We start from the raw sequence: 16432 nt of genomic DNA on the forward strand, positions 1-16432 counted from the left end.
GGCATTCCCAGGTGCCGTGCTCCGCGGCGTGCGGACGCAGTTCCTCGTCGCCGCAGTAGGGGCAGTGGAAGGGGACGGCGCGCTCGGACATCAGGCGACCCCGGTGCCGTCCGCCGCGGAGAGGACCTTGTCGCCCTTGAGCAGCTCCTCGTCGGCGCGGTGCACCCAGGTCGCGAAGGACTCTCCGTCGGTGCGGTCGGCCAGGTAGTTGGTGACCACAGCGGTGATGTAGTCGTCGAGCCCGGCGCTGGTGACCTTGTGCGCGCGCAGCTTGCGCCCGAAGTTGGCGCCCATCGCCAGCGCGCCGCCCAGGTGGACCTGGAAGCCCTCGACCTGCTCGCCCTCGTGCGTGACCAGTTGACCCTTGAGGCCGATGTCGGCGACCTGGGTGCGGGCGCAGGCGTTGGGGCAGCCGTTGACGTTGACGGAGATGGGGGTGTCGAGGGTGGGGAAGCGCTGCTCGAGCACGCCGATGAGGTCCATCGCGCGCTGCTTGGTGTCCACGATGGCCAGCTTGCAGAACTCGATGCCGGTGCAAGCGAGGGTGTTGCGCCGCCAGTTGCTGGGCGTGGCGGTGAGGCCGATGGTCTCGAGGTCGGCGACCAGGGCGTCGGTGCGATCCCCGGGCACGCCGAGCACTACCAGCTTCTGGTAGGCCGTGAGCCGGACCCCGTCCGTGCCGTGCCGCTCGACCAGGTCGCCCAAGCCGCTCAGCGTTGCGCCGTCGATTCGGCCGACCACCGGAGCGGCGCCGACGTAGAACCGCCCGTCCTTCTGCTCGTGCACACCGATGTGGTCGCCCTGTCGCTCCGGCACCTCGGGGGAGGGGCAGTCGACGAGCGGGTGCCCGAGGTACTCCTTCTCCAGGACCTCGCGGAACTTCTCCACACCCCAGTCGGCGACCAGGAACTTCAGGCGAGCCCGCGAGCGCAGCCGGCGGTAGCCGTAGTCGCGGAAGATCGCGGTCACGCCCTCCCACACGTCCGGCACCTCGTCGAGGGACACCCAGACGCCGAGCTTCTGCGCGAGCATCGGGTTGGTGGACAGACCGCCGCCGACCCAGACGTCGAATCCGACGCCGTGCTCGGGATGGACGGTCGCGACGAACGAGACGTCGTTGATCTCCGGAGCCACGTCATGGCTCGGGTGACCGGTGAGGGCGGTCTTGTACTTGCGCGGGAGGTTGGAGTACTCCGGGTTGTCGAGGGCGCGCCGCTTGATCTCGGCCAGCGCGGAGGATCCGTCGATGAGCTCGTCCTTGGCGATGCCGGCCACGGGAGAGCCCAGGAAGGGGCGCGGCCCGTCGCCGCATGCCTCCAGGCTGGTGAGGCCCACGGCGTCCAGGCGCTCCCAGATCGATGGCACGTCCACGATGTCGATCCAGTGGTACTGAATGTTGTTGCGGTCGGTGATGTCAGCAGTGCCTCGGGCCTTCTCCGTGCTGATCGAGCCCAGGGTCCGCAGCGCCTCGGCGTCCAGCACCTGGCCGTCTGTGCGGACGCGCATCATGAAGAAGCGGTCGTCCAGCTCCTCCTCCTCCATCGAGCCGGTGCGGCCGCCGTCGATGCCGGGCTTGCGCTGGGTGTAGAGCCCCATCCAGCGGAATCGGCCGCGCAGGTCGGCGGGGTCGATGGAGTCGAAGCCGCGCTGGGAGTAGGTGTAGAGGATCCGGTCCCGCACGTTCAGCGGGTCGTCGTCCTTCTTGGCCTGCTCGTTCTTGTTCAGCGGCTCGTTGAAGCCCAGGGCCCACTGGCCCTCGCCACGCTTGGGGCGGGGGATCTCGGTGTGCTGGGGGCGGGTGCCGTGGAAGCGCAGGTCGGGCATGGTGTCGGGGTTGTCCTTCGCTGGGGGCGGCCGGGGCCTGGAGGGGATGGGCGGGGGTGCTCAGCGAGGACGACAGATCGCGCTGCGCGTGCGCCCGAGGTCCACGTGGCGGCGTACCACGAGCCAGGCGTGCGTGTCGGCGAGGGACATGTCAAGGAGTCTCAGCCTGCGGACGGGCCCCGACCAAGAGTGAATCTCGTGATGTGAGATGCCGATCCCGACATGTGGGACGACACTGGCCCGGCCCCGCGTACACCCGTGCACCGTGCGGCGCACGTCACACCGCTGACGCGTGGTGGTCCAGCCCGGCGCGGCGTGCCTCCCGGCCGTAGGCTGTGGGCCATGACCGACGTCTCCCGCCTCACCAGCAGCGTCTACAGCCAGGCCCTTGAGGTCATCGCCTCGGTGGAGCCCCGGATCGCCGAGGCGACCCGCGCCGAGCTGGCCGACCAGCGCTCGTCGCTGAAGCTCATCGCCAGCGAGAACTACGCCTCGCCCGCGGTGCTCATGACCATGGGCACCTGGTTCAGCGACAAGTACGCCGAGGGCACCGTCGGTCACCGCTTCTACGCCGGTTGCCAGAACGTCGACACCGTCGAGTCGCTGGCCGCCGAGCACGCCCGCGAGCTCTTCGGTGCCGAGTACGCCTACGTGCAGCCGCACTCCGGCATCGACGCCAACCTGGTCGCGTTCTGGTCGATCCTGGCCCACCGCATCGAGGGCCCCTGGCTGGAGAAGGCGGAGAAGAAGAACGTCAACGAGCTCACCGAGGAGGACTGGGAGGCCCTGCGCAAGGAGCTCGGCAACCAGCGGCTGCTCGGCATGAGCCTGGACGCCGGCGGTCACCTCACGCACGGCTTCCGCCCCAACATCTCCGGGAAGATGTTCCACCAGCAGCAGTACGGCACCGACCCGACGACCGGGCTGCTGGACTACGACGCCGTGGCCGCGAAGGCCCGCGAGTTCAAGCCGCTGGTCCTGGTCGCCGGCTACTCGGCGTACCCCCGTCGCGTGAACTTCGCGACGATGCGCGAGATCGCCGACGAGGTGGGCGCGACCCTCATGGTCGACATGGCGCACTTCGCCGGGCTGGTGGCCGGCAAGGTCTTCACCGGTGACGAGGACCCGGTGCCGCACGCGCACATCGTCACCACCACCACCCACAAGTCCCTGCGCGGCCCGCGCGGCGGCATGGTGCTGGCCACCGAGGAGTACGCCCCCTCGGTCGACCGCGGCTGCCCGATGGTGCTCGGCGGGCCGCTCTCGCACGTCATGGCTGCCAAGGCCGTGGCCTTCGCCGAGGCGCGCCAGGACTCCTTCCGCACCTACGCCCAGCAGGTCGCCGACAACGCCCAGTCGCTGGCCCAGGGCTTCCTGTCCCGCGGGGCGACGCTGGTCACCGGTGGCACCGACAACCACCTGGTCCTGCTCGACGTCTCCGGCTACGGCCTCACGGGCCGCCAGGCGGAGTCCGCGCTGCTCGACGCCGGTGTGGTCACCAACCGCAACTCGGTGCCCGCGGACCCCAACGGCGCCTGGTACACCTCCGGCGTCCGGCTCGGCACCTCGGCGCTGACGACCCGGGGCTTCGGCCACGACGAGTTCGACACCGTCGCCGACCTCATCGTCCACGTCCTGGAGAACACCCAGCCCGGCACCACCAAGGCGGGCGGCCCGTCCAAGGCCTCCTACGTCCTCGGCGACGGTGTGGCCGACAAGGTCCGCGCCGCCTCGGCCGAGATGCTGGACAAGCACCCGCTCTATCCCGGCCTCGAGCTGTCCTGAGCCTCGGCACGACGGCACGGGACGCCGACCGGTGATCCGGTCGGCGCCCCCACGGTGTGCCTAGTCCTCGGAGGAGTGCAGCGGCAATCGGACGGTGAATCGCGCCCCTCCACCGGGGGCGTCGTCGACCTCGAGGGTGCCGCCGTGCCGCTCGACCACGCGCCGCGAGAAGGCCAAACCGATCCCGGATCCCGCCAGCCCCGTGCTCGCCGTACCGCGGCGGAACATCTCGAAGATGGAGTCGCGCTCCGCTTCTGGCACGCCGCGGCCGTTGTCGCTGATCGTCAGCACCGAGCGCCCGTCGGCGAGCCCACCGGCGATCGTGACCCGCGGCGAGATGCGGTCGCCATAGGCGATGGCGTTGCCGACGAGGTTCTGCACGACCCGCTCCAGGAGGGCGCGGGAGCCGTCCGCGCGGGGCAGGTCGCCCACGACGACCTCGGCGCCCGCACGCTCGACGATGCCCGACACGTCCTGCAGCACCTCCTCGACCAGCGATGAGAGGTCCAGCGGCTCGACGTGCAGCTCGCTCGTCGCGGCGGTGCTGTACGCCAGCACCCCGTCGATCATCTCCGACATTCGCAGGGTCTGCCGCTCTACGGCGGCCAGGCTGTCGGCGGTCTCGGGGTTGGCCCGGACCGCCGGGTCGAGGCCGATGATCTCGGTGCGACCGAGGATCGGCAGGTGGCCGCCCGATGTGACGGGACCAAGGTCCCTTCGTCCGCCGGAGCGCTCAGCGTCCCTCTGCGCGGCGAGCGCCGACGCCCGCCGAGCCGGTCGCGCCCGTCGCGCCCGTCGTGCCCGTCGCGCTCGTCTCAGGCCGTCGTCGGCGTCGTGCGCTCCACGATCGCGGCCAGGTCGCCGCTGTCCAGGGCCCCGAAGACGCCCTCGTGCACCGCGCCGAGGCGGGAGGCGCAGAACACGTCGGCCACCTCGGCCGGGGCGAAGCGCACCAGCAGGGAGCCCTGGAGCACCGCGGCCATCCGGCTGGCCAGGCGGCGCGCCTGCTGCTCGAGCCGGTCCGGCTCGCCCAGCAGGGCGCCGATCATCGCCAGGGTGTCGTCGACCGCGCGGTCCAGGCGGGCGTCGCCCCCACGGGCCCGGCCGACCTCGGTGATCCAGGCGTCCAGCACCTCGGGCTCGCGGCCGAGCGCGCGCAGGACGTCGAGGGCGTTGACGTTGCCCGAGCCCTCCCACACCGAGTTGAGCGGGGCCTCGCGGTAGAGCAGCGGCATGCCCGACTCCTCGACGTAGCCGTTGCCGCCCAGGCACTCCAGGGCCTCGGCGACCATCATCGGCGTCCGCTTGCAGACCCAGAACTTCGCCAGCGGCAGCGCGATCCGGCGCAGCGCCACCTCGTGCGGGTCGTGCGGCGCGTCGACCGCCACGGCCAGCCGCATCGCTAGCGCGGTCGCGGCCTCCGTCTCGACGTGCAGGTCGGCCACGACGTTCTGCATGAGCGGCTTGTCGACCAGCCGGCCGCCGAAGGCCGAGCGGTGGGTGACGTGCCAGCTGGCCTCGGAGACCGCGCGGCGCATCAGGGCGGTGGAGCCCAGGACGCAGTCGAGCCGGGTCGCGGCGACCATCTCGATGATGGTGCGGACCCCGCGGCCCTCGTCGCCGAGGCGGAACCCGACGGTGCCGTCCATCTCCAGCTCCGAGGAGGCGTTGGAGCGGTTGCCCAGCTTGTCCTTGAGGCGGACGACGTCGAGCTGGTTGCGGCTGCCGTCGGGCAGCACGCGGGGCACCACGAAGCAGGTCACGCCCGCCTCGGCCTGGGCCAGCACGAGGAAGACGTCGTTCATGGGGGCACTGGTGAACCACTTGTGACCGTGCAGCGTGTAGGTGCCGTCGCCGCCTGCGGTCCCGACCGGCACGGCGCGGGTGGTGTTGGCCCGGACGTCGGAGCCACCCTGCTTCTCGGTCATCCCCATGCCGGCGAGCGCACCGACCTTCTCGGTCACCGGCCGCACCCCCGGGTCGTAGCGGCGCGAGGCCAGCAGGGGGGTCCACTCCTTGGCGAGCGCGTCGTCGGCCCGCAGCGCCGGCACCGCGGCGTACGTCATGGAGACGGGGCAGCCGTGCCCGGGCTCGGTGTGGCCCCAGGCCATGAAGCCCGCGGCCCGGCGCAGGTGCGCGTGCGGTGCCCCGTCGGCCTGCTCCTCCCAGGGCGCTGCGGCCAGGCCGTGGCCGATCGCGCGCTCCATCAGCCAGTGCCAGGAGGGGTGGAAGCGGACCTCGTCGACGCGGTGGCCGTAGCGGTCGTACGGCGTCAGCTCGGGGTGGTGCTCGTTGGCGAGCACCCCGTGCTCGCGGGCCTCCTCGGAGCCGGCCTCGGCGCCGAGGTCGACCAGGGAGTCGAGGACCTCCTGGGACCCGTGGCGCAGGACCGCCTCGACCAGCGCGGCGTCGGAGGTGACGACGTTGTGGCCGACCAGCGGCGGGGCCTGGTTGGTGACGACGCGCAGGTCGGCGCGACCGGGGACGGGAAGCTCCATGTGGATACCGTAGGTCCATGCCGTCGGTCCCGGGTCGTGCCGTCCCGGCCGACCGTCTCAGGGCCACCGCACGGCGCGCGGGCCACCAGGCCTGGCGGCTGCTGGTGACCACCGTGGCCTCGTGCCTGCGCTACCGCGTCACCGGTCTGGCTGCCGAGGCGGCCTTCTTCGCGGTGGTCTCCGTGCCGCCGCTGCTCTTCGCGCTCGCCGGCGGCATCGGGTACGTCGCCGACCAGTTCACCCCCGCGCAGGTCGAGGACGTCCGGGCCGCGATCATCGACCTCTCGCGCCAGGCCCTCACCGACCGCGCGGTCGACAACGTCATCGAGCCGACCGTCACCGACGTGCTGGAGGCCGGGCGCTTCGACGTGGTCTCCCTCGGCTTCGTGCTGGCGCTCTGGTCGGGCTCCCGGGCGCTCAACGTCTTCGTCGACACCATCACCGTGATGCACGGCCTGGGCGGGGAGCGCTCGATCGTCCGCACCCGGGCGCTGTCCTTCGTGCTCTACGTCATGGCGATCATCACCGGCGTCGTCACGCTGCCCCTGGTCGTGGCCGGGCCCACGATGGTCCGCCAGCTGCTGCCCAACCGCGCCGACTTCCTCATGACCTTCTACTGGCCGGTCGTGGTGGTGCTGTGCATCTGCTTCCTGGCCACGCTCTACCACGTGTCGGTGCCGGTGCGGACGAACTGGTCCTTCAACCTCCCGGGGGCCACCTTCTCGCTCGTGGCCTGGGTGCTGGGCTCCTACGCCCTGCGCTGGGTGCTGACCGTGACCGCCGCCGACTCGCGCTCGATCTACGGTCCGCTGGCCGCACCGATCGCGGTGCTGCTGTGGCTCTACCTGGTCGCGATCGCGGTGCTGATCGGGGCCGCGGTCAACGCCGCCTTCGACCACGTCTACCCCCAGGCCGCGACCACCCGGGCCCGGGCCCGTCGGGCCCTGGGGCTGCCGCTGCTGGGCGGGCGGGAGCGGGCCGGTGGACCCGCCCCCGCGCCCGCGACCACGACCGAGGCCGTGCCGGAGCCGGGGACCGCGGCCGGTCAGGAGTAGGTTCTGCCCCGTGGTGAGCACGTGAGCGGATCCGAGCCGGCCCCGCTGCGGGGTCCCGGCCTGGTCTCCCTGCCCGAGCGGGTCCGCTCGCCGTGGTGGGAGCTGGGACGCCGGGTCCTGCTGGCGCTGTCGATCCTCGTCGGCACGGTGCTGCTGGTCTGGTTCGACCGGGCGGCCTACCGCGACAACAACGACCCGACCGGCTACGTCAGCCTCGGGGACGCGATCTACTACACGACCGTCACGCTGAGCACGACCGGCTACGGCGACATCGCTCCGGTCGAGCCGCACGCACGGATGATCAACGCCTTCGTCGTCACCCCGGCCCGCATCGCCTTCCTGGTGCTGCTGATCGGCACCACCCTGGAGGTGCTGGCCTCCCAGGGCCGGGAGATGTTCCGGGTCGCACGCTGGAGGAAGCGCATGGGCAAGCACGTCGTCGTCATCGGCTACGGCACCAAGGGCCGCAGCGCGGTGGACACCCTGGTCAACAACGGGACCCGCCGCGAGGACGTCGTCATCGTCGACCCCAGCCCGGTGGCGCTCGAGGACGCCCACGCCGACGGGCTGGCCGTGATCACCGGCGACGCCACCCGCCGCGAGGTGCTGCGGCGTGCAGGGGTCGCGGACGCCGAGCAGGTCATCATCACCACGGACCGCGACGACTCCAACGTGCTCGCGACCCTCACCGTGCGCCAGCTCAACCCGGACGCCTGGATCGTGGCCGCGGTCCGCGAGCAGGAGAACGCCCCGCTCATGCGCCAGTCCGGCGCGGACTCGGTCATCACCTCCTCCGACGCGGTCGGTCGCCTGCTGGGCCTCTCCACCGTCTCGCCGTCCCTGGGGTCGGTGATGGAGGACCTGCTCACCTACGGCGACGGTCTGGAGGTGGCCGAGCGCGACCTGCTGCTCTCCGAGGTGGGCCAGCAGCCGCAGCGCCTGCCCGACCAGGTGATCGCGGTCGTGCGCGACGAGAAGGTCTACCGCTACTTCGACCCGGTCGTGACCCAGCTGGCGCGTGGGGACCGGCTGATCGTGGTGCGGCCCTCGCGCGAGCTGCCCTGGGCCCCGCGGCCCGGCACGCACGGTGAGGAGATCGCCGACGACGACTGAGGGCCCTGCTCCCGGTCGGATCCGGTCCGGTCCACCTCCGGCCGGCATCGAACAGGTGTTCGAACCTGTGGCACGATGACCCGGTGGCGGGCGGCATGGCGAGGCAGGGGAGCGGCATCCCCCTGCGCGACCGCGTGCGCGTCGGCGGCACGCCGGGCCGGCCCCCGACCGGGGACTCGTCCGGCCTCGAGCAGCGCCCCGGCGTCCGTCCCGGGGTGAGGCCCGGGTCCCTGCCCGGTCCGGTCTGTCCCGCGCGGCACTGCTGGGTCGCCGACGCCGTGGACGGCGACGGGGAGAAGCGGCCCGGCCTGCTGCTGGAGTGGCGCCAGCGCGACCGCCGGTGGGAGGGGCTGGTCGTCTACGCCGCCCGGGTGCGCACCGGCTCGTGGGGGCTGGTGCAGGAGTGGCTGCCCGCCGAGCTGCTCGCCCCCGTCTGAGCGGCCCCGCCCGCGCGACCGGTCTCGACCACCCGGCCCCGGGGCGGGGGTCGGTCCTGGAGGGTGGGTCGCGGCGGCCCTGGCGCGGTGCATCATGTCCCGACCGTGGACGTGAGGGGGGACGACGTGACGGACTCGCTCGTCCCCGTGGACGTGCCGCTCAGGCTGCCCGACCTCGACATCGAGCAGGTGGCGTGGGGGCTGGCCGTCGACGCCGCCGGGGTCGGCGCCTGGGACTGGGACCTGGCCACCCGCGAGCTGCGGTGGGACGACCGGCTGCTGCGGGTCTTCGGTGTCTCCCGCGAGTCGTGGGCCGGCACGATCGAGGCCTTCAACGCCCTCGTGCACCCCGACGACGTGCCGCGGGTGGCCGCCGCCCTGGAGCGCGCGGTCGAGACGTGCGGGGAGTACGCCGCGGAGTACCGCGTCCTCGGTCCTGAGGGGCTGCGCTGGGTGGCTGCCCGTGGGCGGGCGCTCGCGGGTGCCGACGGGAAGGCCGCCCGGGTCGTCGGTGCGGCGTTCGACACGACCGACGCGCGGGACACCGATGCCCGGGTGGCGCGGGTGCTCGAGGCGATGCCGAGCGCCTTCTACCAGCTCGACCCCCAGTGGCGCTTCGCCTACCTCAACAACGAGGCCGAGCGGCTGCTCGGCGCCGACGGTGACCAGCTCGTCGGCCGGGTCGTGTGGGAGGCCTTCCCCGCCACCGTGGGCTCGATCTTCGAGACCAGCTACCGCGGAGCGGTTGCGAGCGGCGAGCCGGTCAGCTTCGACGCCTACTACCCGGCTCCGCTCGACGGTTGGTACGAGGTGCGGGCCTGGCCCAGCCCCGACGGGCTCGCGGTCTACTTCAACGAGGTCACCGAGCGCTACCGCACCCAGGAGCGGATAGCCCGGGTGGCTGCGCGCGGGGCACTGGTCGACGGCGTGACCCAGCAGCTCGTCGGGACCCTGGACGGGGCGGAGGCGTTGCGCCGTCTGGGCACCGCGCTCGTGCCGGACCTCGGCGACTGGGTCGCGGCGACCCTGGTCGAGGAGCGGATCTCGGAGACGAGGTACGCCGTGCTGCGCGACGTCGGCCAGTGGGGAGCCGGTGCGGCGCGCGCCGATCTCTCGGGACCCCGTCTCGTGGGCGGGGAGGCGATGACGCCGCTGATCGCCACCGACCGCCCCCTGGTGCTGGCTGCGGAGGACGCGGAGTCCCTGCCGGTGCCGCTGCCGGAGGAGCTCCCTGCGGACACGTCCGTCGCCGTGCTCGCGCTGCGCGGACGTGACCGGTTGGTCGGGCTCGTGACCGTGGTGCGGCGCGCCGGGACCTTCGACGAGGACGACCTGCTGACGCTGGGCGACCTGGCCGTCCGGGCCGGACTCGCCCTCGACAACGCGCGCCTCTTCGCCGAGCAGCGCGACCTGGCCGAGGGCCTGCAGCGCAGCCTGCTCACCGACCCGCCCTCGCCGCCCGGGCTGCAGGTGGCGGTGCGGTACGCCGCCGCGGCCCAGGCCGCCCAGGTCGGCGGGGACTGGTACGACGCGTTCGTCCAGGACGACGGGGGCACCGTCCTGGTGGTCGGCGACGTCGTGGGTCACGACGCCGCGGCGGCCGCTGCGATGGGCCAGGTCCGCAGCCTGCTGCGGGCCGTGGCCGTGCACGACGGCGGCGGCCCGGCCGAGGTGCTGCGGGCGACGGACCGCGTGCTGCGCTCGCTGGGCGTGGAGACCACGGCGACGGTGCTGGTGGTCCGCCTCGACCCGGTGGTCGAGCCGGGCACGCCGGTGCGAGCGCGCTGGTCCACGGCCGGCCACCCGCCGCCCGTCCTGGTCGACGGTGACGGCACGACGACCCTGCTCGACGCGCACGAGTCCGACCTGCTGCTCGGGTGGGACGCCGACTCCCCCCGGGCCGAGGGGGTCCTCGACCTGGCGCCGGGCGCCACGCTGCTGCTCTACACCGACGGCCTGGTCGAGCGACGCGGCGAGCACCTCGACGTCGGGCTCGAGCGGCTGCGCGAGGAGCTCGGCTTGCTGGTCGCCGGACCCGGCCGCGGTGGTGGCCCGCGCACCGACCTGACCCTGCTCTGCGACGAGGTCGTGGAGCGCATGGTCCCGGAGCGCCGCGAGGACGACGTGGCGCTCGTGGCCGTGCGGCCGCTGGTCGCCGGCGAGCAGCCGGCGGCCAGCGGCCCCGGCTCCCCGGCGGAGGGGCTGCGTGCCGTCCTGCCGGCCCACCCCACGAGCGTCTCGGCGGCCCGTCGCCTCGTCGCGCAGGAGATCGACGCCCACGCCGACGGCCTGGCGCCCGAGTGCCGCGACGCCGCGATCCTGGCGGTCTCCGAGCTCGCGACCAACGCCCTGGTCCACGCCGGCACCGACATCCGGGTCTGCGTCACCGCCTGCCAGACCGGGGTGCGGGTGGAGGTGCGCGACGGGTCCGCGCACTCGCCCGTGCCGCGGCGGCACTCCGTGACCGCCGCCACCGGGCGGGGGCTGCGGCTCGTCGACGCCAGCGTCGACCGCTGGGACGTCGCCCGCCACCGGGACGGCAAGACGGTCTGGTTCGAGGTGGGCCGCCCGCCCGGAGCCGCGTCGACCGACGACACCGACGTCGCGCCCGAGGAGGTGCGCACCGTGCACGTCGCGCTCCTCGGCGTACCCCTCGCCGCGCACTGGGCGTGGCAGGAGCAGGCCGCCGGGTTGCTGCGCGAGCACCTGCTCCTGACGCTCGAGGAGGACCCGGGGGCGATGGAGCGGCACGCGGCGGCCAGCGACGCGCTGGACCAGCTGCGGGAGGTCGTGCCCGAGGCCCGCCCCGACGAGCCGGATGCGGTCGCCGACGTGCTGCTGCAGCTCTCGGCGCGGTCGGTGCAGAGCATGGACGAGCTGGACCGCGCCCTGTGCAGCGCGCGGGAGGCGGCGGGGGCCGGTCGGATGCTGGCCTCTGAGCGCCCGACCGGCGACCTCGTGGGGTCCTGGCTCTGCGCCGAGGTCGCCCGCCAAGCGGCGGGACGTCCGCCGCGGGCGTGGGTCGCAGGCGAGTGGGCGCTCGAGGCCTGAGCACCTGCTTGTGACGCGCCGCACACGATCTATAACGTGTTCCAATGCCCGGTGCCGCCCCCTCGACGTCCTCCTCCGCCCTGCCTGAGCAGGTCCACGGCTTCGACCTCTCCTCGGTCTTCCGCACGGTGGCCACGACGGTGCCGGAGCAGGAGCTCCTGGTCGCCGGTGACCTGCGGCTGACGTACGGCGCGGTCGACGCCGACGTCGACGCGCTGGCCCGGTTCCTGGCCGGGCGCGGCCTGGGCTGCCACACCGAGCGCCAGGCGCTGGCCGGCCACGAGTCGGGGCAGGACCACGTCGGCCTCTACCTCCACAACGGGCCGGAGTACCTCGAGGCGATGATCGCCTCCTACCGCGCCCGCGCCGTGCCGGTGAACGTCAACTACCGCTACGTCGCCGAGGAGCTCGTCTACGTCCTGGTCGATGCCGGCACGCGGGCGCTGGTCTACCACTCCTGCTTCGCCCCGCAGGTCGCCCAGGTGCGCGACCTGGTGCCGACCCTCGACCACCTCGTCCAGGTGCCCGACGACTCCGGCGAGGCACTCCTGCCCGGCGCGGTGTGGTGGGCGGACGCCCTTGCCTCGGGTCGCGACGGCGAGGCCGCGGGCGTCGAGCTGTCGCGGCCGACCGGCGACGACCTGTACGTCGTCTACACCGGCGGCACGACGGGGATGCCCAAGGGCGTGCTGTGGCGCCAGGACGACATGTACGTCACCTCGATGGGCGGCACCCCGTTCGGGACCACCGAGCCGTACACCTCCTACGAGGCGATCGCCGAGAACGCCCGCAACGCCGCGGGCGGGATGACGCTGCTCATGGCGCTGCCGTTCATGCACGGCGCGGCGCAGTGGTCGACCTTCCACATGATCACGAGCGGCGGGAAGATCGTGCTGCCGCCGGACCCGCGCACCTTCGACCCGCGCGCGGTGCTGGAGACGGTCGTGCGCGAGGGGTGCGTGAGCCTGCCGGTGGTGGGCGACGCCATGGTGCGCCCGCTCGTCGCAGAGCTGGAGGCCCGCTCCTACGACCTGTCCGGTCTCGCCGCGGTCAACAACGGGGCGGCCCCGCTGTCGCCGACGGTCCGGTCGCGGCTGATGGAGCTGCTGCCGCACATCCTCGTCATGGACGCGGCCGGGTCGTCGGAGACCGGGCTGCAGATGAGCTCGATGAGCCTCAAGGGCATGGAGGCCGAGGCCGCGACCTTCACGCCGGTCCCGACCACGACGGTCGTCTCCGAGGACCTGTCACGCGTCGTCGTCCCGGGGGAGGAGCAGGGGTCGGGCGGCGGCTGGCTCGCCCAGCGCGGACGGGTGCCGCTGGGCTACCTCGGGGATGCGGAGAAGACCGCGCGGACCTTCCCGACGATCGCCGGCGAGCGCTTCTCGGTGCCCGGCGACCGGGCCGAGATGCTGCCCGACGGCCGGATCCGGCTGCTGGGTCGCGACGGCGTCACCATCAACTCCGGCGGGGAGAAGATCTTCGCCGAGGAGGTCGAGCGGGCCGTCGGCGCGCACCCGGCGGTGCGCGACGTCATCGTCGTGGGCCGCCCCTCCGAGCGGTGGGGCAGCGAGCCGGTCGCGATCGTCTCGGTGTCCTCACCGGTGTCCGACGAGGACTTGCTCGCCACCGCCTCCGAGCACGTCGCCCGCTACAAGCTGCCCAAGGCGATCCTGCGCGTCGACCACGTCGTCCGCTCGCCCAGCGGCAAGGCGGACTACCGGTGGGCCAAGGAGCAGGCCGAGGCGCTGCCGGGAGCCTGACGCCTCACCCCAGGACGCGGGTCAGGAACGCCACCTGGTGGGCGGAGGCGGCGTCGAACCACGCCTTGCCCGGCCAGACGTCGAAGTGGTCGCAGGGGTAGTGCCGGACCTCGGCGCGCGCCTTGAACGCGGCCTTGGCCGCGGCCTGCGGGGGAGCGCTGCGGTCGAAGTCGGCGATCTGCACCAGCGTCGGGACGCGCAGCTGCTTGGCGGCCTTCATCGGGGCCCGCGTGCCGAGCTCGAGGGCGACGTCGGCGTCGACCTCGTTGCGCCAGGTGGGTCCGGCGATGGAGAGGTAGTCCTCCAGGCAGCCCTCGAGCGTGAGGGCGCCGACCTCGCCGGGCCGTGCGACGACCGGCATGGTGAGGCCGCCCCCGGTCGCGCGGCTGCGCACGCCCGAGATGCTCGAGCGCAGCAGGGTCGAGGGCTTGTGCTGGCCCATCGCGAGCCGGGCGGCGGCGAGCCCGTCCACCAAGGGCGTGAGCGACACGACTGCGGCGACGTCGTCGCGGCCGACGGCGACCTGGAGGACGTGCCCGCCGGAGAGGGAGACACCCCACAGCACGACCCGGGAGGCGTCGACGCCGGGAAGCCGCTGGGCGGCAGCCACGGCGGCGCGGTAGTCCTCGACCTGGTCGGCGACCCGGACCCGCTGGCGGCGGGTGCCGCCGGAGGCGCCGAAGCCGCGGTAGTCGAAGGCCAGCACGTCCATGCCGGCGCCGGCGAGCGTCGCGGCGAACGGCTCGAGGCCGGAGTCGACGGTGCCGGCCAGGCCGTGCGCCATCACCACCACCGGACGACCGGCGTCGGTCTCCAGGGCGGAGCCGACCCCGGTCCAGTGCCACGCGGCGCAGGTGGTGCCGTGGGAGTCGAAGGTCAGCTCGTCGTGCTTGGTCGACGGGGTCGTGCTCATGCGGTCTCCAGGTCAGTGGCCGGGTCAGTGGCCGGGTCAGTGGCGAAGATCGAGCGCACCCAGATCGACACGACGGCCTCGGTGAGGGCGTCGCGGTCCAGGGCGCCGAGCGTGAGGCGCTCCAGGGCGCGGTCGTTGAGCTCCAGGAGCATCGCGGCCAGGGCGTCCGGGTCGGGTCCGTCGGGCGCCCGGCCGGCGGCGCGCTCGGTGCGCACCAGGTCGGCCACCAGGCCCACGAAGGACTGGCGGTCGGAGTCCCACATCTCCCGCACGGCCGGGCTCTGGCCCCGGGCGTCGAGCATGGCGCGGAAGAGGTGGGTGTGCTCCTCGGCGGTGTCGAAGAGCGTGGTGACCATGCCGTGCACGCGCTCCGCCGGCGAGAGGTCCGGGTCGGCGAAGCGCTCGGTGGCGAGCATCGCCCCGTCGTACACCTGCTCCATGAGGGCGGCGACCGCCAGGTGCTTGGACTCGAAGTAGAAGTAGAACGCCGAGCGGGTCACGCCCGCGCGCCGGGAGATGTCGGCGATGTTGATGGAGTCCAGGTCCGACTCCTGCAGCAGCTCGCCGAGCGACTCCAGCAGGGCCGCGCGGCGCTGGTCGCGGACCTTCACCACCCCCTCACCCCGCCGTCACCGCGCACCGGCCAGCGAGCGGGCACGCGCGAGACCTGCCGGGATCTCCTTGGCCCGCAGGTCGTGCTCGTAGACGAAGTAGTCCAGCTGCTGGGTGTGCCGGGGGCGGTCCAGGACGTGGCCCATGTACCTCGCGTTGTCCTCGTCGATGACCCGCTCCATCTCGGCCGCGCTCGGTGGGGCGTAGGCCCCGACGGCGTACGCCGCCAGCAGGCGCGCCTGGGCCTCGACGAAGGGGAAGAGGGTCGGGGTGGCCTGGGCGAAGCCGATGAAGACCGTGTCGCGGCGGTCGGGCAGGAACATCCGCTTGAAGAGCCGGATGTGGTTGCCGGGGGCGGAGATGACCTCGGGGTCGAAGAACGGGAAGGTGATGTTGTAGCCCGTGGCGTAGACGATCACGTCGAAGTCGGCGCTGGTGCCGTCCTCGAAGTGCACGGTCTCGCCGTCGAGGCGCGCGACGTTGCCCTTCGGCGTGATGTCGCCGGAGCCCAGGCGCAGCGGCAGCTCGACCGACTGGGTCGGGTGGGCCTCGAAGAACTTGTGGTTGGGCTTGGGCAGGCCGTAGAGCTCGGGGTTGGACCCGGTCATGAACTGCATCTTCTGCACCATCCAGCGCTGCCACTTCAGGGGCAGGTGCGGGCTGGTGACGTAGTACTTGTCGGCGGGCAGGCCGTAGGCGTACTTCGGCACGATCCAGGCGCTGGAGCGGGTCGAGAGGTAGACGGTGTTCTCCAGCGAGCGGCTGGAGAGCTCCACGGAGATGTCGGCCGCGGAGTTGCCCAGGCCGACCACCAGGATCCGCTTGCCCTTGAGGTGCAGGGGCGTCTCGGGGTCGATGTAGTGGTGGGAGTGGATCGACTCGCCGGTGAACTCGCCGGGGAACTCGGCCGTCCGGGGGTCCCAGTGGTGCCCATTGGCCACGACGAGGAGCTCGACCACGTCGGTGCTGCCGTCCTGCAGCCGCAGGCTCCACCCACCGCCAGGTAGCGGGGTCGCCCTCTCCACCCCGTTCTGGAAGCGGATCCGCTCGAGCAGCCCGAAGGCCTCGGCGTAGGAGTCGAGGTAGGCCTTGATCTGGGTGTGGTGCGGGAAGTCGGGGTACTCCTCGGGCATCGGGAAGTCCTTGAAGGACAGCCGGTGCTTGGAGGTGTCGATGTGCAGCGAGCGGTAGGCGCTGGAGTGGCCGTTGGGGTTGCCGAAGGCCCAGTTGCCGCCGATCCGGTCCGAGGACTCGTAGCAGGTGTAGTCCACGCCGTAGTCACCGAGCATCTTGCCGGCGGTCAGGCCGCTGATGCCCGCGCCGATGATCGCTGTCCGCACGTCTGCTCCTCTCGACCCCGCACCTTGACGGGGTGACGCAG

Annotated in this window: 12 protein-coding genes; 6 read left to right on the forward strand and 6 right to left on the reverse strand. The window is 72.9% G+C overall.

Annotated elements, in window-relative coordinates:
* Nucleotides 1–90: 90 nt before the first annotated feature.
* A complete protein-coding gene (locus ACYVID_RS05515; RefSeq protein ID WP_460735216.1) occupies nucleotides 91–1824 on the reverse strand; it encodes a nitrite/sulfite reductase in 1734 nt (577 codons plus the stop codon).
* A 342-nt stretch (nucleotides 1825–2166) separates the two neighbouring features.
* On the opposite strand from ACYVID_RS05515, the gene ACYVID_RS05520 reads away from it, so the two are divergent.
* Nucleotides 2167–3609 (forward strand): glycine hydroxymethyltransferase, encoded by a 1443-nt coding sequence (locus tag ACYVID_RS05520; protein ID WP_460735218.1) that lies wholly within the window; start codon nucleotides 2167–2169, stop codon nucleotides 3607–3609.
* Between the two features lie 60 nt (nucleotides 3610–3669).
* Here ACYVID_RS05520 and ACYVID_RS05525 read toward each other — a convergent pair whose 3' ends face one another.
* Nucleotides 3670–4188: a sensor histidine kinase gene (locus ACYVID_RS05525; RefSeq protein ID WP_460735220.1), complete on the reverse strand. Its 519-nt coding sequence runs from the start codon at nucleotides 4186–4188 to the stop codon at nucleotides 3670–3672.
* A gap of 236 nt (nucleotides 4189–4424) precedes the next feature.
* Nucleotides 4425–6107, reverse strand: a complete 1683-nt coding sequence (locus tag ACYVID_RS05530; protein WP_460735222.1) for an acyl-CoA dehydrogenase family protein — start codon at nucleotides 6105–6107, stop codon at nucleotides 4425–4427.
* 17 nt (nucleotides 6108–6124) lie between these two features.
* Here ACYVID_RS05530 and ACYVID_RS05535 point away from each other — a divergent pair, with 17 nt between their 5' ends.
* The 5 genes from ACYVID_RS05535 to ACYVID_RS05555 all read left to right on the forward strand — a co-directional run bounded on the left by ACYVID_RS05535 (nucleotide 6125) and on the right by ACYVID_RS05555 (nucleotide 13526).
* Nucleotides 6125–7162 carry a YihY/virulence factor BrkB family protein gene (locus tag ACYVID_RS05535; RefSeq protein WP_460735224.1) on the forward strand — a complete coding sequence of 346 codons (1038 nt, stop codon included), beginning with the start codon at nucleotides 6125–6127 and terminating at the stop codon, nucleotides 7160–7162.
* 21 nt (nucleotides 7163–7183) lie between these two features.
* Entirely contained in the window at nucleotides 7184–8275 is a 1092-nt protein-coding gene (locus tag ACYVID_RS05540; protein ID WP_300643143.1) for a potassium channel family protein, read from the forward strand.
* 95 nt (nucleotides 8276–8370) lie between these two features.
* A complete protein-coding gene (locus ACYVID_RS05545; protein WP_460735226.1) occupies nucleotides 8371–8712 on the forward strand; it encodes a hypothetical protein in 342 nt (113 codons plus the stop codon).
* Nucleotides 8713–8838: 126 nt separating this feature from the next.
* Nucleotides 8839–11763: a SpoIIE family protein phosphatase gene (locus ACYVID_RS05550; RefSeq protein ID WP_460735228.1), complete on the forward strand. Its 2925-nt coding sequence runs from the start codon at nucleotides 8839–8841 to the stop codon at nucleotides 11761–11763.
* A 44-nt stretch (nucleotides 11764–11807) separates the two neighbouring features.
* The gene (locus ACYVID_RS05555) at nucleotides 11808–13526 is read left to right on the forward strand and encodes an acyl-CoA synthetase (protein WP_460735230.1); all 1719 of its coding nucleotides are present in this window, start codon (nucleotides 11808–11810) and stop codon (nucleotides 13524–13526) included.
* Between the two features lie 4 nt (nucleotides 13527–13530).
* On the opposite strand, the gene ACYVID_RS05560 is transcribed toward ACYVID_RS05555, so the two are convergent.
* The 3 genes from ACYVID_RS05560 to ACYVID_RS05570 are packed head-to-tail and all read right to left on the reverse strand — an operon-like array spanning nucleotide 13531 to nucleotide 16391.
* Complete coding sequence (locus ACYVID_RS05560) at nucleotides 13531–14439, reverse strand: alpha/beta hydrolase (protein ID WP_460735232.1); 909 nt, start codon at nucleotides 14437–14439, stop codon at nucleotides 13531–13533.
* Nucleotides 14436–15053, reverse strand: coding sequence for a TetR/AcrR family transcriptional regulator (locus ACYVID_RS05565; RefSeq protein WP_460735234.1), 618 nt, complete (start codon nucleotides 15051–15053; stop codon nucleotides 14436–14438). Before ACYVID_RS05565 ends, ACYVID_RS05560 begins: the two co-directional genes overlap by 4 nt.
* A 15-nt stretch (nucleotides 15054–15068) precedes the next feature.
* Nucleotides 15069–16391, reverse strand: coding sequence for a flavin-containing monooxygenase (locus tag ACYVID_RS05570; protein WP_460735236.1), 1323 nt, complete (start codon nucleotides 16389–16391; stop codon nucleotides 15069–15071).
* Between the last annotated feature and the right edge of the window lie 41 nt (nucleotides 16392–16432).

This window comes from Nocardioides ginkgobilobae (genome assembly GCF_054781275.1).

Coding starts and splice junctions, on each gene's coding strand:
- ACYVID_RS05515 (WP_460735216.1), bottom strand. CDS start 1,824: ATGCCCGACCTGCGCTTCCACGGCACCCGCCCCCAGCACACCGAGATC.
- ACYVID_RS05520 (WP_460735218.1), top strand. CDS start 2,167: ATGACCGACGTCTCCCGCCTCACCAGCAGCGTCTACAGCCAGGCCCTT.
- ACYVID_RS05525 (WP_460735220.1), bottom strand. CDS start 4,188: ATGTCGGAGATGATCGACGGGGTGCTGGCGTACAGCACCGCCGCGACG.
- ACYVID_RS05530 (WP_460735222.1), bottom strand. CDS start 6,107: ATGGAGCTTCCCGTCCCCGGTCGCGCCGACCTGCGCGTCGTCACCAAC.
- ACYVID_RS05535 (WP_460735224.1), top strand. CDS start 6,125: ATGCCGTCGGTCCCGGGTCGTGCCGTCCCGGCCGACCGTCTCAGGGCC.
- ACYVID_RS05545 (WP_460735226.1), top strand. CDS start 8,371: ATGGCGAGGCAGGGGAGCGGCATCCCCCTGCGCGACCGCGTGCGCGTC.
- ACYVID_RS05555 (WP_460735230.1), top strand. CDS start 11,808: ATGCCCGGTGCCGCCCCCTCGACGTCCTCCTCCGCCCTGCCTGAGCAG.
- ACYVID_RS05560 (WP_460735232.1), bottom strand. CDS start 14,439: ATGAGCACGACCCCGTCGACCAAGCACGACGAGCTGACCTTCGACTCC.